Genomic DNA, 22,263 nt, shown 5'->3' on the forward strand with positions numbered 1-22,263 from the left:
AGTCACAGCTGTGACTGCCGCGTCTCGGCATTCCCTACATCTTGGCGAGCATGCCGTTCATCGTGGTGATCTCACCCTGCTGCGCAGCGATGATCGCTTCCGCCATCTTCTTGGCGTCCGGGTTGGTGCCGTTCTTCAGCTCGTCGTTGGCCATGGTGATGGCGCCCTGGTGATGCTCGACCATCATCTGCAGCCACATCTTGTCGAACGCCGCGCCGGACAGGCCCGTCAGCTCGGTCATCTGCTGCGGGGTCATCAGGCCCGGCATCGAGTGGCTCATGGTGGCCGACGGCGCGGGCTTACCGAAGCCGGCCAGCAACGTCGTCATCTGCTGCATCTCGGGGGCCTGTGCCCGCTCGATGGCCGAGGCCAGATCCTTGACCTGCTGGTTCTGCGAGCGGGTCGGGACCAGCTTGGCCATCTCGACGGCCTGGGCGTGGTGCGGGTACATCATCTGCAGGAACATCACGTCGGCGTCGTTGAAATTGGCAGCCGGCGCGGTGCTGGTGCCCGACATACCCGGCATCGAATGCCCGGGCATGTTGTGGCCCGACATCGGCATGGACGAGCTGGTCGCGGGCATGGTCGAGGCGTGCTCGCTGGGCGGGCTACACGCCGCGAGTGCGATGGCAGCAGCGGTTCCGGCTACAGCAACGGTGGCGATTGAGGCGATTTTGAACATGGTTGAACTCCTTGAGAATTGGATGGGTTGACGCGGGGCGCGGCCCATCAGATTCGGAGTAGGGACAGTTCCGCGAGGGTGAGCACCGTCCACGGCGGGGCTCTTTGCCTGCGCCGCAACGCCTGTCGAATCCGCGCCTGCACATTCTGCGCAGGCGCGACGCCGAGCCAGTACAGCAAAGCCAGACCCAGGATGGTCAGCAGTTCGGTCATGACGAAGACGCAAGCGTGAAAGCCGTTGTGTCCGTTGCAGTCGCAGGCATCCGACAAGGAGGTTTGCGCAGCCGGGGCACTCGCGTGCTGATGCACAGCCGCCTGCGAATGATGCGACGGACCGTGACCGGGCGTGACGACCAGCGAATGCATGCCGATGATGCCCGCGATCAAGACCAGCAGCCCGACAACCCGCCAGCCGACATGGACGCGCGTGCTGCGATGCGTCACGTCGGCCTCCGGTTCGGGTATCGGTTTCTCAAACTATAGTACCCGAGGGGGGTATATCTCCGGGAATAAATTCGCGGCCGGTGCATGCGGGACCGCGTCCCACGACAAATCACCGGTGGGCCGCATCACATGCGTCATTCGCAGTGGCGACTTTCACCGTTGTCAGACTCGCCACTTAGTTAGACCCGCTACTAGTGTCGACATATGGGTCGGGAAGCCTTGAGTCACAGCATTATTGGGGCGGCAGAGTCGCTGGAGCAATACGTTCAGCCGGACGGCAGGATCGTCATACCTGACGGCATCACGCTGACGTCGTTCCTGGAACGCAACCGCGCGGCGATGGGCGACAGCCCGTCGTACCGGTTCATCGACTACGCGCAGAACCCCGACGGCGAGATCATCGAACTCAGCTGGAACGGCCTCTGGGCTCAGGTCAACGCCGTCGCGGCCCGGCTGCAGCAGGTGACCAAGCCCCGCGACCGGGTGGCGATCCTGGCGCCGCAGGGCGTCGACTACGTGACGGCGTTCTTCGCGGCCGTGCATGCCGGAAACATCGCCGTCCCACTGTTCGCGCCCGCCCTCGCCGGGCACGCCGAGCGACTGGCCGCGGTGCTGTCCGACGCCAAGCCCTCCGCGGTGCTCACCACCACCGCAGCCGCCGAAGCGGTCCGCGCATTCATCAAGACGCTGCCCGCGGCCGAGCGCCCGAGGGTCATCGCGGTCGACGCCGTTCCCGCCACCCTGGCCGAGATGCACGTCAGCCCGGAGACAGGTACCGACGACGTCGCCTACTTGCAGTACACCTCGGGCTCGACGCGCACCCCCGCCGGCGTGGAGATCACGCACCGGAATGTGTGCACCAACGTCATTCAGATGATCCTGGCCGGCGGCCTGGACACCGACATCCGCAGCGTGAGCTGGCTGCCGCTGTACCACGACATGGGCTTGATCATGATCATGTTCCCCGCGCTGTGCGGCGGGCAGATCAGCCTGATGGACCCGATGGCGTTCGTCCGCCGGCCCTACCGCTGGATCCGGCGGCTGGCCGACGAGGCCGCGCACGGCCGGACTTTCGCGGCCGCACCCAATTTCGCCTTCGAGTTGTGTGCGCAGCGGGGCCTGCCGCCGGCCGGTGAGCCGCTCGACCTCAGCAATGTGGTGACGCTGCTCAACGGATCCGAGCCCGTGACGCTGCCGTCCATCGAGCAGTTCATGGAAGCCTTCAAGCCGTACGGGCTGCCCGAGACGGTGGTGAAGCCGTCGTACGGCATGGCCGAAGCCACGCTCTCTGTGGCCAGCATCGCCGCGGACGAAAAGCCGTGCGCCACATATCTGGACCGCGAGGAACTCGCCGCGGGCCGAGCCGTCGTGGTGGGCCGGCATGCCGACGGCGCGGTCCCCCACGTGTCGTGCGGGCGGGCCATCCCCGACCAGTGGGTGGCCATCGTAACCCCCGACGGCGACGAGGCCGCGGACGGCACGGTCGGCGAAATCTGGTTGCACGGCAACAACATCGGCCGGGGCTACTTCGGCCGGCCCGACGAGTCCGAGCGGGTCTTCGGCAACAAGCTGCAGACCCGCCAGACCGTCAGCCACGCCGACGGCGCCGAGGACAACGCATTGTGGTTGGCCACAGGCGATCTGGGCGTTTACGTGGGCGACGAGCTGTTCGTCACCGGCCGGATCAAGGATCTGGTGATCGTCGACGGACGCAACCACTACCCGCAGGACATCGAGGCGACGGTCAGTCGCGCCTCGTCGGCCGTGCGCTCCGGCTACGTGACAGCCTTTGCTGTGCCTGGTGATTCGGGCGAGCAACTGGTCGTGGTCGCCGAGCGCGCGGTGGGTGCCGGCCGCGCCGAATTGGAGCCTGTGGCCGAGGCCGTGCGGGCCGCGGTGTCGCGTCATCACCAGGTTCGCGTCGCCGAGGTGCGACTGGTCGCGGCCGGCCGCATCCCCCGCACGACGTCGGGAAAACTGGCCCGCACTGCCTCGCGTACGGAGTTTCTGTCCGGTCAATTCGACTGACGGCCGGCGGGTCGGGCGCGGTTGCGGCACTTCTGTTTTGGGGCGCCTAGGCCCACTGGGGCACGAGTCGTCTCCAGTTAACAGAACGTTATTTGTCGATCATGCCAATTTGCACCGTCGCGGTCGCTGCTCGTGTTGGATGACGCTGTAGCCCACATAGGCCAGTCCTCCGACGGGAGCACCCAGATGACGCCGCAGCGGCCCGACATCGTCATCCTCATGACGGACGAAGAGCGCGCGATCCCGCCGTACGAGGCCGACGACGTTATGGACTGGCGCCACCGCACCCTCACCGGCCGGCGCTGGTTCGACGAGAACGGTGTGCGCTTCACTCGGCATTACACGGGCTCGCTGGCGTGTGCCCCCAGCCGGCCGACCCTGTTCACGGGCCAGTACCCCGACCTGCACGGCGTCACGCAGACCGACGGTCTCGGCAAGCGGTACGACGATTCGCGGCTGCGGTGGCTGCGCCGCGGCGAGGTGCCAACATTGGGCAACTGGCTGCGGGCCGCGGGCTACGACACGCATTACGACGGCAAGTGGCACATCTCGCACGCCGACCTCGAGGACCCCAAGACCGGCAAGCCGCTGGCCACCAACGACGCCGACGGTGTCGTCGACCCCGTGGCCGTGCAGGCCTACCTCGACGCCGATCCGCTGGGGCCGTACGGCTTCTCCGGCTGGGTCGGACCCGAGCCGCACGGAGCGGCCATGTCCAACAGCGGTTTTCGGCGCGACCCGTTGGTCGCCGATCGGGTCGTCTCCTGGCTCGAGGACCGCTACGCCCGGCGGCGCGCCGGCGACCCGGATGCGCTGCGGCCGTTCCTGTTGGTGGCCAGCTTCGTCAATCCCCATGACATCGTGCTGTTTCCGGGGTGGGTACGCCGCAGCCCGCTACTCGACTACCCCGTCCTCGAACCGCCGCATGTGCCCGCGGCGCCGACGGCCACCGAAGACCTGAGCGACAAGCCGGCCGCCCAAGCCGCCTTCCGTGAGGCGTACTACTCCGGCTACGGCCCGGCGGCGGTGATCGAACGGACCTATCGCCGCAATGCCCAGCAGTACCGCGACCTCTACTACCGGCTGCACGCCGAGGTCGACGGCCCGCTGGACCGGGTCCGTCGGGCCGTCACCGACGGCGGGTCCGAAAACGCCGTGCTGGTGCGGACTTCCGATCACGGCGACCTGCTCGGTGCGCACGGCGGGCTGCACCAGAAGTGGTTCAACCTGTACGACGAGGCGACGCGGGTGCCGTTCGTCATCGCCCGGATCGGCGCGGACGCGACCGCGCCCCGTGAAGTCGAGGCGCCGACGTCACACGTCGACCTGGTGCCGACGCTGCTCGGCGCTGCCGGGGTCGACGTCGACGCGACCGCCGAAACCCTGGCCGCCACGTTCAGCGAGGTGCATCCGCTGCCGGGCCGCGACCTCATGCCGGTGGTGAATGGCGCTGTGGCCGAACAGGATCGGCCGATCTACATCATGACCCGCGACAACATCCTCGAGGGCGACACCGGGGCGTCGGGCGCGGCGCAGGCCATCGGCGCCAACACGAATCCGCCTGCGCTGCTGCGCATCAAGGTGCCTGCGAACGTCGCGGCCAACTTCGAGGGGCTGGTCTCGCGCGTCACCAATGCCGAGGCGTCCGGTGGATCCGGACATCTGTGGAAGCTCGTGCGCACGTTCGACGATCCGGCGACCTGGACCGAACCGGGCGTGCGGCATCTGGCGGCGAACAGCCGGGGCGGCGACACCTACCGCACCGACCCGCTCGACGATCAGTGGGAGCTCTACGACCTGACCGCCGACCCCATCGAGGCCTCCAACCGCTGGGCCGATCCCAGCCTGCACGAGCTGCGCCAGCATCTGCGGACGCAGCTCAAGCTGGTCCGGACGGCGTCGGTACCGGAGCGCAACGATCCGTGGCCGTATGTGAGCCGGCGGCCACCAGAGCCGGGCAGCGCCGTCCGCCGCCTGCTGTGCCGGTTCCGCCCGTAGGCAAACCTGCAGGTCACGCCGTCGCGATTACAGGTTTTACCTGGTCGGCCAATAGCATGTCTGGTGCTATGACCGACACCGCCCCCGCCAGCGATACCCGCGCCACCGGCCGGGTCGCAACCGAAGCCGCCCGTCGCCGTACCTTCGCCGTCATCAGCCACCCTGACGCCGGTAAATCGACGCTGACCGAGGCACTGGCCCTGCATGCCCGGGTGATCACCGAGGCGGGCGCGATCCACGGCAAGGCGGGCCGCAAGTCCACGGTGTCGGACTGGATGGAGATGGAGAAGGCCCGCGGCATCTCGATCACGTCGACGGCGCTGCAGTTCCCGTACCGCGACTGCGTCATCAACCTGCTGGACACCCCCGGCCACGCCGACTTCTCGGAGGACACCTACCGGGTGCTGACGGCCGTCGACTGCGCGGTGATGCTCATCGACGCCGCGAAAGGCCTTGAGCCGCAGACCCTGAAGCTGTTTCAGGTGTGTAAGCACCGCGGCATCCCGATCATCACGGTGATCAACAAGTGGGACCGCCCGGGCCGGCACGCGCTGGAGCTGATGGACGAGATCCACGAGCGCATCGGGCTGCGGACGACCCCGCTGACCTGGCCGGTGGGCATCGCCGGCGATTTCAAGGGTGTGATGGACCGCCGCAAGGGCCACTACATCCGCTTCACCCGCACCGCCGGTGGCGCCACCGCCGCGCCGGAAGAGCACATTCCCGCGGACAAGGCGCACGATGCCGCCGAGGGTGACTGGGACACCGCCGTCGAAGAGTCCGAACTGCTGTCGATGGACGGCTCGGACTACGACCGCGAAACCTTCCTGTCCGGCGAGTCCTCGCCGGTGCTGTTCACCTCGGCGGCGCTGAACTTCGGCGTCAACCAGCTGCTCGACGTGCTGGTCGACCTGGCTCCGTCGCCGGGCGCGATCATCGACGTCGCCAAGGAGCCGCGTCCGGTGGATTCGCCGTTCAGCGCGTTCGTGTTCAAGGTGCAGGCCGGTATGGACAGCTCGCACCGCGACCGCATCGCCTACGCGCGGGTGTGCTCGGGCACGTTCGAGCGCGGCGATGTGCTGACCCACGCCGGGACCGGCAAGCCCTTCGTGACCAAGTATGCGCAGTCGGTGTTCGGCCGGGAGCGTTCGACGCTGGACGACGCGTGGCCCGGTGACGTGATCGGCCTGGCCAACGCGGCGGCGCTGCGCCCCGGCGACACGCTGTATCGCGATGCGCCCGTGGAGTTTCCGCCGATCCCGAGCTTCTCCCCCGAGTACTTCTCGGTGGTCCGCGGCAAGGATCCGAGCAAGCACAAGCAGTTCCGCAAGGGCATCGAGCAGCTCGACCAAGAGGGCGTCGTCCAGGTGCTGCGCTCGGACAAGCGCGGTGAGCAGGCGCCGGTGTTCGCGGCCGTCGGCCCCATGCAGTTCGAGGTGGCGGCGCACCGGATGGCGACCGAGATCGGCGCGGCCATCACGATGGAATCGCTGCCGTACCAGGTGGCGCGGGTCGTCGACTCCGAGGACGCCGAGTTCATGAACAAGCAGGTGTCCTGCGAGGTGCTGACCCGCTCCGACGGCGTCCTGCTGGTGCTGTTCTCGACGCCGTGGCGGCTCGAAGGGTTCCAGCGGGATAACCCGTCGGTGAAGCTGCGCTCTCTGGTGGCCGCAGCCGAGAGCTAGCGGCACGCCCTGATAGCGGGCGCACGTCGGTCCTGAGCCCTTACGGTGTAGAGCACCCGTAAGAGAGAGGACGACGAGTTGGCCGTCGCGACCCCCGCCACCCCGACCCTGCGTGAACTGACCGTCCGCGGGGTTCTGCTCGGCGGTGTCATCACGCTGGTGTTCACCGCCGCCAACGTCTACCTCGGACTGAAGGTCGGTCTGACGTTCGCCACGTCGATCCCGGCCGCGGTGATCTCGATGGCGGTGCTGCGCAGCTTCGCCAATCACTCGGTTGTCGAGAACAACATCGTGCAGACCATCGCCTCGGCGGCGGGCACGCTGTCGGCGATCATCTTCGTGCTGCCGGGCCTCATCATGATCGGCTGGTGGACCGGTTTCCCCTACTGGATCACCCTCGCCGTGTGCGCGGTCGGCGGCACCCTCGGCGTCATGTACTCCATTCCGCTGCGGCGTGCCCTGGTCACCGGCTCGGACCTGCCGTATCCCGAAGGAGTCGCGGCCGCCGAGGTGCTCAAGGTCGGTGACAGCACCGGCGGCGCGGAGGCCAATCGCACCGGGCTGCGGGTGATCATCTTCGGTTCCCTGGTCTCGGCGGCCTTCGGGTTGCTCGCCAACATGAAGCTGCTCGCCAATTCCGTTACGGCGTATACCCGTATCGGTGCCGGCGGGACGATGTTCAGCGCCGGACTGTCGATGGCAATGATCGGCGTGGGGCACCTGATCGGGATGACGGTCGGTATCGCGATGCTCGTCGGGCTGGTCATCTCGTTCGGGGTGCTGCTGCCGATCCGCACGATCGGGGCTTTCGGGACCGGAGAGCCGATCGGCGACATCATCGACGGCATCTTCGTACACGAGGTCCGGTTCGTCGGCGCCGGCGCGATCGCCGTCGCCGCCATCTGGACGCTGCTGAAGATCTTGCGGCCCATCATCAAGGGCATCACCGACGCCTTGACGTCGGCGCGCAACCGGCGCCAGGGCCAACTGGTCGACCTCACCGAGCGCGACATCCCCTTCCCCATCGTCATCGGCACCGTCGTGCTGCTTCTGCTGCCGATCGCCGTGCTGCTGTGGGATTTCGGTCGCGGCACTGCGCTGCAAGGGCATTCGGCCGGGATCATCGTGGCGAGCCTGGTCTTCATCTTCGTCATCGGCATGGTCATCGCGTCGGTGTGCGGGTACATGGCCGGGCTCATCGGCTCGTCGAACAGCCCCATCTCCGGCGTCGGCATCCTGACGGTGCTTATCGCCGCGGTGTTGATCAAGGTGGTGTTCGGGCGTGCCGACGATGGCCAGTCTCTGGCGCTGGTGGCCTACACGCTGTTCGCGGCGGCCATAACCTTCGGCGTTGCGACCATCTCCAACGACAACCTGCAGGACCTCAAGACCGGCCAGCTGGTCGGCGCCACGCCGTGGAAACAGCAGGTGGCGTTGGTGATTGGCGTGGTGTTCGGATCCGCGATCATTCCGCCGGTGCTGAACCTGATGCAGCGGGCGTTCGGGTTCCTCGGCGCGCCCGGTGCCGGCGACCACGCGCTGGCGGCTCCGCAGGCCGCATTGATTTCTTCACTGGCCAAGGGGGTTTTCGGCGGCTCTTTGAACTGGGGGCTCATTGGGTTGGGCGCGGTAATCGGGGTGGTCGCGATTCTGGTCGACGAGACCCTCTCGCGGACATCACGATTCGCGCTGCCACCGCTGGCTGTCGGGATGGGCATGTACCTGCCGATGAGCCTGACGCTGATCATTCCTTTGGGCGCCGTCCTCGGGTACTTCTACAACCACTGGGCTGACCGAACGGGCGGAGATGTCGAGCGCAAGAAGCGGATTGGCGTGCTGCTGGCGACGGGCATGATCGTCGGCGAAAGCCTGTACGGGGTGGTGTTCGCGGGGTTCGTCGCTGGGACTGGTTCCGACGAGCCGTTTGCGCTGTTCTCTGGGTTCAACGGGTCTGTTGCCGAAGTCATTGGCGTCGTGGCCTTCGCGGCGGTGCTGACGTGGATGTACAAGCGGACGCGAACGATTGCGGGTAGCGAGCCGGTTTCTGCGGGTTGACGGTTTCGAGCGTGCGGGTAGTGCGTGGCTGAGACGGGTTTCGCGATCCCTGCGCACGCTCGCTGCGTTGGCTCGGCGAGCTCTCCTGACATGTTCGATTTGGAGCCGTCAAGTTTCCTTGACGGCTCCAAATCGGATGTGCTGCAAGAGAGCTGACGTGCCACTAGCCGGCCTCGTCATACCCCCAAAGCTCTCGCGCCTCGGTCAGGATTTCGTGCCGGTAGCTCGGCCGCAACTCGTCGATCACGGCAAGGGTTTTCGACGTCAATTCATCCCGAATACCACTCTGCGCGTGCGCGTATGGGATGAACGCACGTAGCAGATCGGGAACGTCCAGCGCCACCTCCACGGGCGTGCCGTCGTCGTAGTAGGACGGGTTGCGCATCACGTCGCGGACACGTGTTTCACTCCACCGCAGCGGGTCTTCCGCACCGGTCTCGAAAAGCTCCAGCAGCTGATCCCTGTAGACAGAGCCATCGAACGTAGCCGACAAATCACTGGCGAAGAACGCGTCGCAAAGTTCCTCTGCCGCTTGCCAATCCACAGCCGCGGACCGATGCTCGCCGCCTTCTGGCAGCCGACGCACCAGCCACCGAACCAATGGTTCGTAGAGCGGCCAATCATCGGTTTCGCATGCAAACGTCGGTCTGGCGAATGCGTCTTGAATCCAAGTTCGAGCGTCGGCCGGCGACATCTCGACGACCTCGAGTTCGTCATCGGATTCGGCCATCAACGCGACAGCCTCTTCGATCGGACCTGCAGCCGCGGCGGCGCTGACAATTCCCCCGAATCTGTTGTAGTCAATCAGCACCACGATGGTCAGCTCATGCCCACCATGGAGTCGCGCACCAAGGAAGAGTTCGTCGGCATCTCCGAACACGTCGGTTCTGCGGACCGCACGGTACACGTCAATCCGGGGTAGCTCGGCAATCCATCGCGGCAGATGCTCACGGCGTTCTGACAGCTCCTCCCTGCATCGCAGCTGCAGTTCTGGCTCGTCAACGAGAAGTTCCGCGATCACCGCGAGCACCGCCGTCGTCTCCCGATTCCGCACACCAATCAAGGCATTCAGAGTCCGATCCAGCGGCAAGGGATCGCGGCGAACGGATTTCAGAAACGCCAGCTTGTCGGGCTTGGACAGGTGGATCAAATCGCTGGCCAACCGGAGTAGGCCGAGCGGATGGCCACACGACATGGCGCGTCTCATGAACTCCGTGGCCCGTCTGCCTGCCGCGCCGCCGGCATTGCGCTTCTTCGCTCGCCGCACATCGCGTCGAGCCTGTTTGAGGCTCCGTAAACGTCGTTTGTCGGTCATGTCGCGGACGCTACGCCCGGGCTATGACAAGTAGGCAGCCGCCGTTTTCGCCCCCTGGCTGACACTCGGACGTACATCTCGTGACATCACGGCAAACAAGCTCGCGTGCACGCATCGCGACCCGCGCGTCGACGGATAGTGATGGTGTGGACGCTGTAATTCACCCGAACACCGCGTCAAGGGTTCCGCCCTCACACCCGGTGTCATCGAATGCCGCTGAACAACACGGTGCGGTCATCGCAGACCGGCACCCGCGAGAAACCTCATCCACCAACACAATCGATGCCCGCGACGAGTTGATCCTCGAGGGCCAGGCCGTGCCGGGCGCATGGGTCACCGTGTCGTTCAACGGGGACCCGGAGGACACCGACGTCTTCCAGCTCGTTCTCCCCGCCGACGCCAAGCCGCTGGGCGACACCTGCTCCGTGGAGTGCCCGCTGGGCAAAGCACTCGTCGCCGCTCATGTCGGCGAAACACGGAGATACGTGACAGAATCCGGTCGGAGCATGGCGATCACGGTTCTCGCCGTCGACGGGGTGAACCCGAAGGAGACGGCGGGACGCTGACCGCTCCCCGACCAATGTTGTTCGGGGAGCCCAAGGCACTACTCCGCTGTGCGACCGCCGACCACCGCGTGAATCCGGCCCTGCGGGTACGGCAGCGCGATGCCGTGCTCGTCGTAGGCGCGCAGAACCTCGCGGCGGAGCCGGCGCTGCACTGCGCCTTGCGTGTTCGGCCGGGTTTTCACCGACATCCGCAGGATGAGCAGATCAGGCGAGAGTTCCTGCACACCAAGCATTTCCGGATCGCCCAGCACGTTGGCGGCGACCGCCGGATCCAGGATGGCGGCCTCCGCCGCTTCGATGGCCACCAGTTCGGCCCGGTCGAGGTCCGCGGTCAATGCGACCGGAACCTCAACGTGCGCAACGGCGTAATCCTGGCTCATGTTGCCGACCCGCTTGATCTCACCGTTGCGGACGTACCAGAGGGTGCCGTCGCCGTCGCGGACCGTGGTGATGCGCAAGCCGACGCTCTGCACCTCGCCGGTCACGTCGCCAAGGTCGACATTGTCACCGACGCCGTACTGATCCTCGAGCAGCATGAAGATGCCGCTGACGAAGTCGCGGACCAGGTTCTGCGCGCCAAAGCCGATCGCCAGGCCGACCACACCGGCCGAGGCGATGAACGGCGCGATATTCACGCCCAGCACGCTCAGGATCGCCAGCACCAGCCACACCAGCAGCAGGATCGACACCGTCGACTTGAGTACCGACCCGATGGTCTGGGCGCGCTGGCGGCGCCGCTCGGCGGCCTTGCGCGCGTTCGACGACTGGGACCGGTCGCGCAGGTAGCGCAGCAGCGGCGGGCGGTTGGCCTGCGACTGCTCGTCTACCGCCTCAGCCTTGCCGGCCCGGCCGGTGGTGGCGCTGTCGATCAGGCGGTGCAGCACCAACCGGGCGATGAGGGCGATGACGCCGTAGGACACGATGCGGATCGGGACCTCGATCAGCCAGTGTCGGTTCGTATCCGTCCATTCGAAAGCCAGTTGGTAGACATGCACGGGTCCGACCCTACGAGAGGTCGCGGTATCCCCTGGCCACGGCGAATCTTGGCTGCAGGCGGGACCAGCGGGTTCTCGTCGGCGAGAGATCCAGTCGGTGGATAGGGCTGGTCGTTGCCCGGCTCACACTGGCGGGCACTCGGAGTGAGCCGATCCTGCCAGCAATCTGGCAGAAACCTGTCTAAAACCTGTGAGCGGCAAGGAAATTCGTGTCGGCGACCCCCTGGCGCCCTCGGTAAGCTCCATTCGTCAGCCAAACGCGTTGGGGGTATCGCATGGCCGAGTTACAGGTCGAACCGTCGGAGTTGGTCGCGGTGTCACACGAACTGTCCACCGTCGCGGACGGGCTCCGCACTGGCATCACGTCCCTGGACAACGACGTCTCCGGCCTCATGGGCACCGGATGGACGGGGTCAGCGGCCTCTGCGTACGCGGGTGTCTGGAAGGAATGGCATGAAGGCGCGGCCCAGGTGGCTGCCGGCCTGACGCGCATGTCGGCGCTGCTCAACGATGCGGCGGCCAAGTACACGAGCACCGACGCCGAGGGCGGCGCCCACATCGCGGGATCGGGCCTCTGATGAGCGAGTGCAGCGTCAACCCCGCGGCACTGGCGGCCGTCATCGACCGGATGACGGCGTTCGATAGCGATCTGGAAGCACATCTCGCGCAGGCAGCCGGTTCGGCCGCTCGCCTGGGCTCCAGCTGGTACGGCGACGCCGGCGAGGCGGAACGGTCAGCGCAAGCTCAGTGGAACGAAGGCGCCCGGGAGATGCGGGAAGCACTGGCACGGCTCCGACAGATCGCTGAGGGCGCCCACGAGAACTACTCGTCCGCTGCGAGCAAGAACCACCAGATGTGGTCCTGATCTGTGGCCGGGCCCATCACGGTCGACCCGACGGCGCTCAACTCGGCGGGAGCGTCGGTCGGCGCTGAATCCAACGCCGTCACCAGTGCCATCTCAACTCTGACGGCTGCACTATCTGGGCACGAGTCCGGGTTCGGTCATGACGCTGCCGCCTTCGTCTTTTCCCGCAGCTACACCAACGCGGCGAACGCACTGCTGCACACGGCGGCGTCGGCCGTCAACGCGTCACGGCGCACGGGGCAAGGCATCCAGATGTCCGCCTACAACTATGGAACCGCGAACGCCCACTCAACGGTTGGAGGCGGCGAGTCGCCCGTGCCGAAACCGGGCGATCCCGGAAAATTCTCGGCGCCGGGCGTGCCGTCGGTGTTCGGCGGTGCCATCGCCGCTCCGATCGGCTGGGGCATTGTCGAGGCCTTCGTCGGCGGGGTGTGGCCGGACGGCGATCCTGCACAGATGCGCGCGACGGCTGGCGCGTGGCGAACCTTCGGCTCGTCGATCAGTGGCGGTTCGGGCGCAATGACCGCTGCAGGAACGACTTTGGGCGGGTTTCTGATTCCCGAAGCGCCGCAGATGCAGAAGGCAGCCAACGACATCGGCGGTGGCCTGACCAACATCGACAAGCAGGCGCAAGCGCTGGCCGGTCAAATCGATTCGTTCGCAACCACTGTCGAGAACGCGCAGAACGCCATCCGCGATCTGCTCCACCAATTGAGTCCCAGCGGCATTCTCAGCACCATCGGCGGCATGTTCGAGGGTCACAACCCCATCGAGAAGATCAAGCAGATCGCCCACGACATCGACACCGTCCTGAACAACATGAAGCGTGAAGCCAACGCCATGGATCAGGCTGTCAGCCAAGGCATCAACGATCTCGACGGGTTGACCAACAAGCTGGAGGCGTGGGCGAACAAAGAATTCGTCGAGGTGTTCGGACAAGAGGTCGGCGGCGCGCTGGGCGCGGATTTCACTGCCCTCGCTGATATCACCGAAGGAGGATTCAAATTCGTCGCCCAGACGGCAGAAGGGCTCGAACAACTTGATCCGACCCGCTTCCTGTACGACCCCGAGGGTGCAGGCAAATCGTGGCTGGGCACCGCCAAGGCTCTAGGCGAAATGGCGCTGGTCGGCAATCCCATAACCGCTCCAGCCGCGCTAGCGAATCCTGCCATCCGCAACGACGTGATGAATCTCGGCAAGTCGATGCTCGACGTTGAGGATTTCAAGAACGGTCACCCGTTACGCGGACTCGCATACGACGCAGCACAAGTCGGGTCATTGATCATCCCCGGCGTTGGCGAGGCGGCCCCGGCAGCCGACGCCGCCGGCGGGGCGGCGCGCGTCGGCGCGGCCGGCGCTGAAGCGGAGACGCGGGTGGGTGGCACCGTCGCACGCGATACCGGTGCCGTCGCGTCTCGCGGTGGTGCGGCCGCAGCAGGCGCCGACGAGGTGGCCAGCCGGGCCGGAAACATCGCTAAGAACCTTGACAAGGTTGGCGTACCCGAGGCAGCGCCCGGGCCAAGTGCTGCGGGGAAGGCGCCGGTGGAACCGCCGGCTGCTGCGCCGAAGCCGGAGGCGGCGCCGGTCCCCAAGCCTGAACCTGCGCCTTCCCCGCCACCGCCTCACGAGGCGCCCGCGCCGCACACTCCGCAACCGACCGCGCCCAGCGAGCCGCACACTCCGCAGCCCACGGCGCCCAGCGACCCGCACGGTCCTGCACCGGTCGAGCATCAAGCAGGCAGTCCGGCTAGCCCACACGCCCCGGCCGAGCCGTACCCAGCAACCGCTGCTCCAGGCGCATCGCACCCGGCGCCGGAACCACACGCCGCTCCCGCTGCCGCCGAACCCCATTCGGCGCCACCTACACATTCCGAGCCAGCACCTCAACACGCGCCCGCCCCCACCTCGGAGCCGACCGGGCCAACTCCGCACGAACCTCCACATAGCCAGGGACCGCACACCGAACCGCACGGCGGCGGCGAAATGCCTTCGCCGCGCGAGAGTGAGCATGGCAGCGATGGTCCACATTCGGGCGGCGACCACCATGGCTCTGATTCAGACGTCAACGACGGTGGGCATGGAGCCGGCAATGGACACGACCCCGTGCACTCCGGTGAACAGTCTGGCGACGGCTGGAACCGGCTGCCCGACGGGCCGTTGGACCCGCATTACGGGGAACCCTTAGAGCACCACTGGCCGTTTGACCACGACCCTGTCGACCCCGCGCACGTTAATCCCAAAGTGCAGGACTTGATTCGCGATCCTGACGCACCGTTTGGCCGCGATCCGAACGGCCACGCTTTCAGCGCGCAGGAATACGCCGAGCGCTTCAACCTAGAAGGACCGAACGGCCAGCATTGGAACAACTTTCCGCCGAATGACGGTGCCGTACCTGGCACGAAGGTGGCGTTCGATGATCTCGATCAATACATCAAGCACTACGGCGATGTGCTCGACAGAATTGGAGATGACGGCAAGTATCTCGGCGTCATAGAAGACGGCCATCCCGCATCGTGGGAAGAACGCGCACTCCATGTTGATTCACTGAAGTCTCCTTACAATAGCTACACATTGCAGCAATTGCCCCCTGGCTGGAAGATTGAGGTGTCCGAAATCGCGCCTGGCGTTGCCCAACCAGGAGGCGGCCTCCAAGTACGAATACTCGATGAGACGGGTAAGGTCATGACGGTAGATCAACTGCGCCGGCCAGGCATTGACGTACTGAAACGGCGGTGAGTGTGACGATTCCGATCTCTCAAGAGCTCAAAGATTGGGCAGATCTTGCCGGCTATACCCTGACACCGGATTCAGAGGACGGCCGCGCAGACATTTTCTGGAATCAAGGCGGCGAGATTCGATTTTTTATCCGGAATTCGGCCGACGATTGGATCAACGTCACGTGTTCCGATCGTCTGCAACCGGAGTATTTCTACTTCGCCGGCAAGAACATTGACGTGGTCGAGAAGTTCTTTTTCGGTTGGTTCGGCAACACCATGAGGTCCAACCGCGGTATGCCACTGTTGAATACGCCGATATCAACTGAGCAACTCGCGACCGGATACCAAGTCACACCACGTCAGATTGACGGCATCGATCGGTATGCGCTTATCGACCACGACGGCGTCGCGGTAGCGGTCGCGAGCGGTGGGAAGATTTCAGCCGCAAGTGATCTCGTTCCGCTGTCGATCTACTTACACGTACCGCCAACAGAGATAGTGCGTTCGTTCACAAATGAAAGCGGAGAGCCACTCTTCAGCGTCCTTGACTAATTATATGACAGACGTTGTTTCCTATACTCAGCCAGTGCATCTGCATGCCGCATAGCAACGTCGATGCGCTGAATCCGTATGGCCTGGGCTCATCTGGTCGGCTCGGATGAGTTGCAGGACATTTACGTAGAGGAGAATCGGCGTGCCTGAATGGTTCGTGTTCCAAAAGCTGCTCGCCGCTCCAATTTCACGTGCCATCGTGGAATCGGGACTCGATCAGGTTGGTGGGTACGTCACCGAGGCGTCCGCGGTAGTCGGTCTGAGGACGCCGGCAGAACTGTTGGCGGAGTACGGCATCGACGCCGCTCCCGATTTCGCCGATGTGGTCCGATTTGAGCAACCTCGACTGGCGACGTTCACCAAGCCGAGTGACGCAGAGCGGCCCTGGCGCGACTTCCCCCATGGTTTTCTCCTCGGCGGCTCAGTAGCGCCGGTCTGGCGCATGAGCCGCACCCGGTTCTCGCATGGGGCCGAGTACTGGCGAATCCGTTCCGACGGTGAGCAGAAATGCTTGTCGCACTACGCGGGCGCGGGCCGTGGCTGGGTGGGCGCCAAACGCTGGCGGCCGCCGAGCCCGATGGTCGGCACACTGGCGCGATGGCAGGGCCGGGAGTTCTTCGCCGACGTCATTGCAGAGACCGTGTTGTTGACTGCGCTTACCGAGAATGGCCCAACGGGTTTCGAGCGAGTCCGCCCACAGGCATGGTCCGCGACCGTGCCGGTGTCGGAATGCGAAGTGTTCGAACGGGTTTTCACCGCACAGGTCGACGGCGTGCCCGTGCGCATACTGCGTCGCGCCGGTGAAACCGTCGAGGTGCTGCTTCTCAGCGATGACCCCGCTGATGCCGAGCGAGTTGGCGCCGGACTGGTTGAGGCCGGAGTGTTCGAGGCCGTGGTCGACGCCCGTCGACTGACAAACGTGCAGGGTGTAGAGAACCAGTGGGTTCCGAGCGCGGACGGGTAGGTCGTGAATGAAGCTCAACAGGCCAACCCACGTGCAGGCGACGAATCGATCGTCCGGATGGATGAGCGATTTCACCGAAGAGATTCCTGGCCAGATCGCTGCAATCATAAAACGGCTGGGAGACGGCCGGTACACGTACATGTCGATCTATCCCCTGCCGGCTGACGCAGGTATCTACGACGATGTCCGCCCGACCGAATGGATGCAGACCACCGGCGTCGCGCCTGATCGGCTCACCGTCGAGATCAAACAAGCCGACGCCACAGGGGTGCATCGGCTGTACACCATCGGCCGAGCAGACTCTGCCGAAGCGTCAGCCAAAACTGAGTCAATTCAGAACGGCGACAACACATATCTGGTGCGCCCCACCGAGGTATTGACAGCCACCGACGCCATCGAGCTCTTCCGGCACTACTACGAAACCCACTCCGTACCCGCAGGCTGGAGTCTGCGCGAACAACCCGAGTTCTCCGACACCACGGTCGCAGAACAACACGGCGAAGGTGAGCGGTGCTCAACGGAGACAAAGGTGCCATGACGTACGCCGTCAGCGAATTCGCTACGGTCGTGCTCTCAGACCAGCCGGCGCGAGCCGAGATGCAGCTCAACCATCTCGTCAGCCTCATCGGTGAGCGAAAGCTCTTCATGCTCGTGTTCGAGCTGCCCGGGAACTACCAGACTTCCGACTACGTCGAACCGACTGACAATTACGTGCAGACCACCGGCACTCAGGCCGGACTGACGGTCGAAATAATGAAGAACGGGAAGCTGTTCACCCTCGGACATCCCGGCGGCACGGGGCCGCTGGTATCGCTTGCACGAAAGGATGGCACCTCGGTCGAAGTGAACCAGAACGAAGTGCTCATGCCGGACGAAGTGGGGCGGCTCCTCGTCGAGTACGTCCAAACCAGTTCGATCGACACGTCCGGCTGGGCACTCCGCGATATCCCCTTGGCGGACGACAACCACACAGTCCTCGCAGACTGGAGTCTGCGCGAACAGCCCGAGTTCTCGGACGCAGCAATCGCCGACGAGCGCGCCGATGATGCCTCAGGGCGCCAGGACGAGCGCTAGGCCCGAGGATAGCGTGAGATTCAGCGACGCGTTCGCCTCAAGAGAAGACCGCTACTCGATCGGTGCCGAGCTCGATTCGGGGAGCCACTACGTCGCGATCCCAGTCAGCAACGGGGTGGTGGATTACGTGGAGTACTACGCCATTTCACCCGAGCAGTTCGACGTGTTTCTGGCTGACAGGTCTGCTGCAATCGAGTTTGTCGAGGCCTGCCGGCGGCGCGAGCATGATGATCTGTTGATCCTGAAGCCTGGCGCCAACCGAGGGACGCCCGTCTGATGCGAGCAACGGAAGTTCCTTTGACGAAGGACGGGTTGGCATACCGGCTGTTCGGCGGAATGCCAGAGGAACTTCGCTGCGAGAAATCACGGCCACCCTCCACACTGGAGCCTCCAAGCTGCAGCCGGGACGCGACCGCGAAACCCTCGGAAGGAGGCCAGCATGTCGGCTGACATCGCGGCAACCCTTGCCAAATTGCCCGCGACACCGGGCATTACCTACCGAGGCCTGTCGGGCGCACCCGCGACATCGGCGATCACCTTGACCCAGGTACTGCCGACGTCAGCTGACCCGCGTGTGGCCACCGAGAATTTCACGGCGGAACGCGTCGTCGCCATCGTGACCATCACCGGGCGATTCATCGGGCCACTGTCACGGTATCCCGACCAAATGGAAGTCGCGTTGCTCCCCGCCGCACTCCTGGTCCCCGTCGGTTCTGTCGCGGTCCCCGGGATTGCCAATGACGTCGTCCTCCTTGCCGAGACGGGAACCGCCCCAGGATTACCCGCGGACTTACCGGAGCTCAAGCGAGTCGTCAGCGCACAGGTGTCCGCCGCACTCCAGCGTCCGCCAGCGACCATCCACTCCCCCGGCCGATTCTCGACGCCGCGCGCTCAGCGACGCTAACCGCGTGGCGGTGCCGCCCTCGTCACGACGAGTCGCGCACCGGCGCTGCCGCAACAACGCACGCCGCGCCGCCATTCCCAGCGCTCGTGTCACGAACCGCACACATCACTAGGGGTCACATTCGTCGGCGTCGATGGTTCTATCTCAGTAACGAATCCGTTATTCAGATCGAGAGGAACAAGACATGACCGACGTGGCAGGCAAAGTGGTTCTGGTAACGGGCGGCCGACGGGGCCTGGGCGCAGCCCTGGTCGACGAGGTACTGGCCCGCGGAGCGCGCAAGGTGTACTCCACCGCACGAACCGCCTTCACCGACGACCGCCCCGAGGTGGTCACGTACGGCCTTGAGGTGAGTTCAGCGGATTCGATTGCCGCACTGGCCGATATCGCCACAGACGTCGACATTGTGATCAACAATGCGGGCGTCTCCCACCTCGACGACCTGCTGACCGGCAGCTTCGACGACATCACCGACACCTTCGACACCAACGTGTTCGGACCGCTGCGGGTGACACGCGCCTTCGCGCCGATCCTGGCCGCCAACGGCGGCGGCGCGCTCGTCAACGTGCACTCGGTGTTGTCCTGGCTGGGTGGTGCCGGCGCCTACGGCGCCTCGAAGGCCGCGATCTGGTCGATCACCAACTCGCTGCGCCAGGAATTGCGGCTGCAGCACACCCAGGTGGTCGGGGTACACGTCGGGTACATCGACACCGACATGACGGAGGGCATCAACGCACCCAAGCTCCCTCCGGCGGAGGTCGCCCGACGCATCATCGACGGACTCGAAGCCGGCGCTTCCGAGGTGTTGGTCGACGAACTGTCGACTCAGGTCAAGGCGGCGCTGTCCGGACCGGTCGAGAACCTGGCCTTCACCCGGTCCTAGTGAAAGGCTTTGATCTGCCGCCGTTTCTCGTCACACAAGCGACCGGAACCACCGCCGGGCAGACGGTCAGGAACCTGCTCGACGCCGGCCATCGAGTGAAGGCGTTCGTCCACCGCGCGGATTAGCGTAGCGACGCACTCCGTCGCGGCCGGAGCCGACATCGTGGTCGGTGACATGCCGACTTCAACGCCGTCAGTGCGGCGATGACCCACGCAGAATCAGCCTGCGGGTATTTGAAGGTAATTCTCTACCCGGACAGTCGACTCCCCCGACCACCGATATGCCGTCAGCGCCCCTCCCTTCACGGCGCTGAAGTCCACGCAGGCGGTGCGGTCGGTCCAGTCGAGACCGTGCTCCGGTGTGCCAGTCCGCCAGTAGTGGCCATAGACCACCGGCACATCGCCGCGGTAGACGTGGTCGTCATTGGCCATCGATAGGGACGGCAGCTCCGGGTATGGCGCGCCGTCCGGCGTGGTGAAAGTGCTTGTCATCTCAGCCAGCTCGTTCAGCGTCGAACCAGTGCTCCACCACCGCAGCCGGGCCTGGTCGCGGGTGTGGCCGTCCTTGTCTAGGTAAGGCTGCTGGCCGTGGTCGGTCAGGCTCAGCTCCGGTCCTTTGATGAGCGTCTCGATGGCTTCGTACAGCGGGTGGCCTTTCGTCGACGCGTCGGCGAACTGCGCATCGTTACTAAGGGCATTCGAACCCAGTTCCTGCTCAACGATTTTCATCGAGGGCTCATGCCAGCAGGCATGAACGATCCGCACACCACCGAGGTCCAACCACAGCGGGATGGTGCGGAACCAGTCCAGGTAGTACCGCTGCTGCTCAGCAGTCAACTGCTCCAAGAAGGCGCGGTGCTGATGGGCATTCTTGCCCGAGTGCCGGCGCAAGTAATCACCGTCGGCACGCGGGATGCCGTAACAGATCGCGTTGAACTCGTGGTTGCCCATGGTGATCTGCGCGCTACCAGCGTCGACCATGGCCTTGACGGTCTTCAGGACACGCAGCTGGTGCGGACCGCGGTCGACCAGGTCACCGACGAACACTGCTTGCCGACTCGGGTGCCGAAACGCGCCGTCAGTCTTGCGATAGCCCATGGCAACGAGCAACGAGCCCAGAGGATCGGCGCAGCCGTGGATATCGCCGATGATGTCGTAGCCGGTCACGGGCTGATCATCGCACCTCATGCCCGCGCGGTGCAGACCTTGAGCCCCCAATGCTGAACGTTCCCGGAGAATGGACCACATGGGCGCGGCAAACCGGCTTTCATCCAAACTCACAGACGCGGTAACGCCTGGTCAGCCAAACCAGGCTTAGTCCAAGAGCCACTGAAACCTCAATGCAGTTGCCTGACTCGCGCCACAACAGCAGAGCATTTCAGTGGCATCGAAGTGTCGTTAGGGACACAGATGACCGCGTGGCAGAATGCACTCGTGGATAGCCAAGTCGAGTTGCAGCTCCGCAGAATGATCTTCGAGCGTCTCGAAGAAATCGTTGCTGACCGCGGCGTTGTTACCCGCGCAGAGCTCGAGTCCGTAGTAGTCGGCGGCGATGTCTATAAAACGGTCGATCGAAGCAGTGGAATTTGGAATCCGAGCGCTTTCATGGCGACACTGTCTGTTATCTCGGATCCGAAAGGCAAGTACGATGACACCGATATCGGCGACTCGTTGTTTTCGTACGCTTACGAGGACACGAGCCTCGACGGCAAGAACATCAAGATGCGCCGGGCCCTCGAACTGAACTTGCCTATCATCCTCCTCCGCAAGATCGAGCCAGGTGTTTTTGTACCGACATTTCCCGTTTATGTTGTTGCCGACGACATAAAAAACAGACGCTTCGTGCTAGCACTTGATGAGAGCCTTCGACTGATCCCAGACCCGCTCCATCTCAGGCCGTCAGAACGCGATTACGCCGAACGAATCGTAAAACTTCGCCTCCACCAGCCGGAGTTTCGCGGGAGGGTTCTTGTTGCTTACGAAAAACGTTGCACTGTATGCAATTTGAAACACGGGCGGCTGTTGGACGCGGCCCACATCATCGGCGACAACAAGCCCCACGGACTGCCCATCGTCCAGAACGGATTGAGCTTATGCAAGATCCATCATGCTGCATATGATGCAAACCTTCTCGGCATCTCGCCGGACTATGTCGTACGCATCAACCGCGAGCTGATGGACGAAGTCGACGGTCCAATGCTGCTACATGGCCTACAAGAGATGGACGGGCGGACGCTTACCCTCCCGAAGCGCATCGGCGACCACCCCGCGCGAGATCGTCTTGAGGAACGGTTTAACGAGTTTCGCGCAACCGGCTGAAGATGCAGCCGAGCAAGTTTCACTCCGACATCCAGCGATCCGTCGGAGTGTTTAGAATTATTCCGCCTTCATTCGAGACTTAACGGACTCAGTACGCTGCGGCGTATATAAACTGCACTAAGGTCCCCATATTCCGTTTCAGGTTGTCGGTCTCAGTCACCCCCCAGAGCTCGCTACGGCCTGCTTCCCAGTCTGCCGCCGAAGTTCAGTCGCGCCACG

General features: G+C 64.6%; 21 protein-coding genes. 16 read left to right on the forward strand and 5 right to left on the reverse strand.

Annotation, left to right across the window (positions count from 1 at the left end; all coding sequences use genetic code 11):
• Nucleotides 1–34: 34 nt before the first annotated feature.
• On the reverse strand, nucleotides 35–682 hold the full coding sequence (locus tag AC1U2B_RS27820) for a DUF305 domain-containing protein (RefSeq protein WP_480219323.1): 648 nt from the start codon (nucleotides 680–682) through the stop codon (nucleotides 35–37).
• A gap of 47 nt (nucleotides 683–729) precedes the next feature.
• The gene (locus tag AC1U2B_RS27825) at nucleotides 730–1,125 is read right to left on the reverse strand and encodes a DUF6153 family protein (RefSeq protein ID WP_480219324.1); all 396 of its coding nucleotides are present in this window, start codon (nucleotides 1,123–1,125) and stop codon (nucleotides 730–732) included.
• Nucleotides 1,126–1,329: 204 nt separating this feature from the next.
• On the opposite strand from AC1U2B_RS27825, the gene AC1U2B_RS27830 reads away from it, so the two are divergent.
• From AC1U2B_RS27830 to AC1U2B_RS27845, 4 genes are all read left to right on the forward strand, one after another.
• Complete coding sequence (locus tag AC1U2B_RS27830) at nucleotides 1,330–3,153, forward strand: fatty acyl-AMP ligase (protein WP_480219325.1); 1,824 nt, start codon at nucleotides 1,330–1,332, stop codon at nucleotides 3,151–3,153.
• A gap of 186 nt (nucleotides 3,154–3,339) precedes the next feature.
• Nucleotides 3,340–5,151 carry a sulfatase-like hydrolase/transferase gene (locus AC1U2B_RS27835; protein ID WP_480219326.1) on the forward strand — a complete coding sequence of 604 codons (1,812 nt, stop codon included), beginning with the start codon at nucleotides 3,340–3,342 and terminating at the stop codon, nucleotides 5,149–5,151.
• A gap of 68 nt (nucleotides 5,152–5,219) precedes the next feature.
• Nucleotides 5,220–6,836: a peptide chain release factor 3 gene (locus tag AC1U2B_RS27840; protein ID WP_480219327.1), complete on the forward strand. Its 1,617-nt coding sequence runs from the start codon at nucleotides 5,220–5,222 to the stop codon at nucleotides 6,834–6,836.
• Between the two features lie 78 nt (nucleotides 6,837–6,914).
• On the forward strand, nucleotides 6,915–8,891 hold the full coding sequence (locus AC1U2B_RS27845) for an OPT family oligopeptide transporter (protein WP_480219328.1): 1,977 nt from the start codon (nucleotides 6,915–6,917) through the stop codon (nucleotides 8,889–8,891).
• A 163-nt stretch (nucleotides 8,892–9,054) separates the two neighbouring features.
• Here AC1U2B_RS27845 and AC1U2B_RS27850 read toward each other — a convergent pair whose 3' ends face one another.
• Nucleotides 9,055–10,206 (reverse strand): hypothetical protein, encoded by a 1,152-nt coding sequence (locus AC1U2B_RS27850; protein WP_480219329.1) that lies wholly within the window; start codon nucleotides 10,204–10,206, stop codon nucleotides 9,055–9,057.
• A gap of 146 nt (nucleotides 10,207–10,352) precedes the next feature.
• Between AC1U2B_RS27850 and AC1U2B_RS27855 the strand changes: the two genes are divergently transcribed.
• Nucleotides 10,353–10,772, forward strand: coding sequence for a GreA/GreB family elongation factor (locus AC1U2B_RS27855; RefSeq protein WP_480219330.1), 420 nt, complete (start codon nucleotides 10,353–10,355; stop codon nucleotides 10,770–10,772).
• 38 nt (nucleotides 10,773–10,810) lie between these two features.
• Here AC1U2B_RS27855 and AC1U2B_RS27860 read toward each other — a convergent pair whose 3' ends face one another.
• Nucleotides 10,811–11,767: a mechanosensitive ion channel family protein gene (locus AC1U2B_RS27860; RefSeq protein WP_480219331.1), complete on the reverse strand. Its 957-nt coding sequence runs from the start codon at nucleotides 11,765–11,767 to the stop codon at nucleotides 10,811–10,813.
• Nucleotides 11,768–12,042: 275 nt separating this feature from the next.
• Here AC1U2B_RS27860 and AC1U2B_RS27865 point away from each other — a divergent pair, with 275 nt between their 5' ends.
• The 10 genes from AC1U2B_RS27865 to AC1U2B_RS27910 all read left to right on the forward strand — a co-directional run bounded on the left by AC1U2B_RS27865 (nucleotide 12,043) and on the right by AC1U2B_RS27910 (nucleotide 19,726).
• Nucleotides 12,043–12,345, forward strand: a complete 303-nt coding sequence (locus tag AC1U2B_RS27865) for a WXG100 family type VII secretion target (RefSeq protein ID WP_480219332.1) — start codon at nucleotides 12,043–12,045, stop codon at nucleotides 12,343–12,345.
• Nucleotides 12,345–12,632 (forward strand): WXG100 family type VII secretion target, encoded by a 288-nt coding sequence (locus AC1U2B_RS27870; protein ID WP_480219333.1) that lies wholly within the window; start codon nucleotides 12,345–12,347, stop codon nucleotides 12,630–12,632. Before AC1U2B_RS27865 ends, AC1U2B_RS27870 begins: the two co-directional genes overlap by 1 nt.
• A gap of 3 nt (nucleotides 12,633–12,635) precedes the next feature.
• Nucleotides 12,636–15,368, forward strand: coding sequence for a glycohydrolase toxin TNT-related protein (locus tag AC1U2B_RS27875; RefSeq protein WP_480219334.1), 2,733 nt, complete (start codon nucleotides 12,636–12,638; stop codon nucleotides 15,366–15,368).
• A complete protein-coding gene (locus AC1U2B_RS27880) occupies nucleotides 15,365–15,901 on the forward strand; it encodes an Imm61 family immunity protein (RefSeq protein ID WP_480219335.1) in 537 nt (178 codons plus the stop codon). Before AC1U2B_RS27875 ends, AC1U2B_RS27880 begins: the two co-directional genes overlap by 4 nt.
• 142 nt (nucleotides 15,902–16,043) lie before the next feature.
• Nucleotides 16,044–16,865, forward strand: a complete 822-nt coding sequence (locus AC1U2B_RS27885) for a hypothetical protein (RefSeq protein ID WP_480219336.1) — start codon at nucleotides 16,044–16,046, stop codon at nucleotides 16,863–16,865.
• Between the two features lie 61 nt (nucleotides 16,866–16,926).
• A complete protein-coding gene (locus AC1U2B_RS27890; protein ID WP_480219337.1) occupies nucleotides 16,927–17,403 on the forward strand; it encodes a hypothetical protein in 477 nt (158 codons plus the stop codon).
• The gene (locus AC1U2B_RS27895; RefSeq protein ID WP_480219338.1) at nucleotides 17,400–17,939 is read left to right on the forward strand and encodes a hypothetical protein; all 540 of its coding nucleotides are present in this window, start codon (nucleotides 17,400–17,402) and stop codon (nucleotides 17,937–17,939) included. The genes AC1U2B_RS27890 and AC1U2B_RS27895 overlap by 4 nt, the downstream gene beginning before the upstream one ends.
• Nucleotides 17,911–18,216 (forward strand): hypothetical protein, encoded by a 306-nt coding sequence (locus AC1U2B_RS27900; protein ID WP_480219384.1) that lies wholly within the window; start codon nucleotides 17,911–17,913, stop codon nucleotides 18,214–18,216. The genes AC1U2B_RS27895 and AC1U2B_RS27900 overlap by 29 nt, the downstream gene beginning before the upstream one ends.
• A gap of 162 nt (nucleotides 18,217–18,378) precedes the next feature.
• On the forward strand, nucleotides 18,379–18,843 hold the full coding sequence (locus tag AC1U2B_RS27905; RefSeq protein ID WP_480219339.1) for a hypothetical protein: 465 nt from the start codon (nucleotides 18,379–18,381) through the stop codon (nucleotides 18,841–18,843).
• 184 nt (nucleotides 18,844–19,027) lie between these two features.
• Nucleotides 19,028–19,726: an SDR family oxidoreductase gene (locus AC1U2B_RS27910; RefSeq protein WP_480219340.1), complete on the forward strand. Its 699-nt coding sequence runs from the start codon at nucleotides 19,028–19,030 to the stop codon at nucleotides 19,724–19,726.
• A 218-nt stretch (nucleotides 19,727–19,944) separates the two neighbouring features.
• Here the strand turns inward: AC1U2B_RS27910 and AC1U2B_RS27915 are convergent, their stop codons facing one another.
• Nucleotides 19,945–20,913: a metallophosphoesterase gene (locus tag AC1U2B_RS27915; protein ID WP_480219341.1), complete on the reverse strand. Its 969-nt coding sequence runs from the start codon at nucleotides 20,911–20,913 to the stop codon at nucleotides 19,945–19,947.
• Between the two features lie 246 nt (nucleotides 20,914–21,159).
• Between AC1U2B_RS27915 and AC1U2B_RS27920 the strand changes: the two genes are divergently transcribed.
• Nucleotides 21,160–22,044, forward strand: coding sequence for an HNH endonuclease (locus tag AC1U2B_RS27920; RefSeq protein ID WP_480219342.1), 885 nt, complete (start codon nucleotides 21,160–21,162; stop codon nucleotides 22,042–22,044).
• Nucleotides 22,045–22,263: the final 219 nt, after the last annotated feature.

The sequence above is a fragment of the Mycolicibacterium sp. P4_G11 genome (assembly GCF_056555145.1).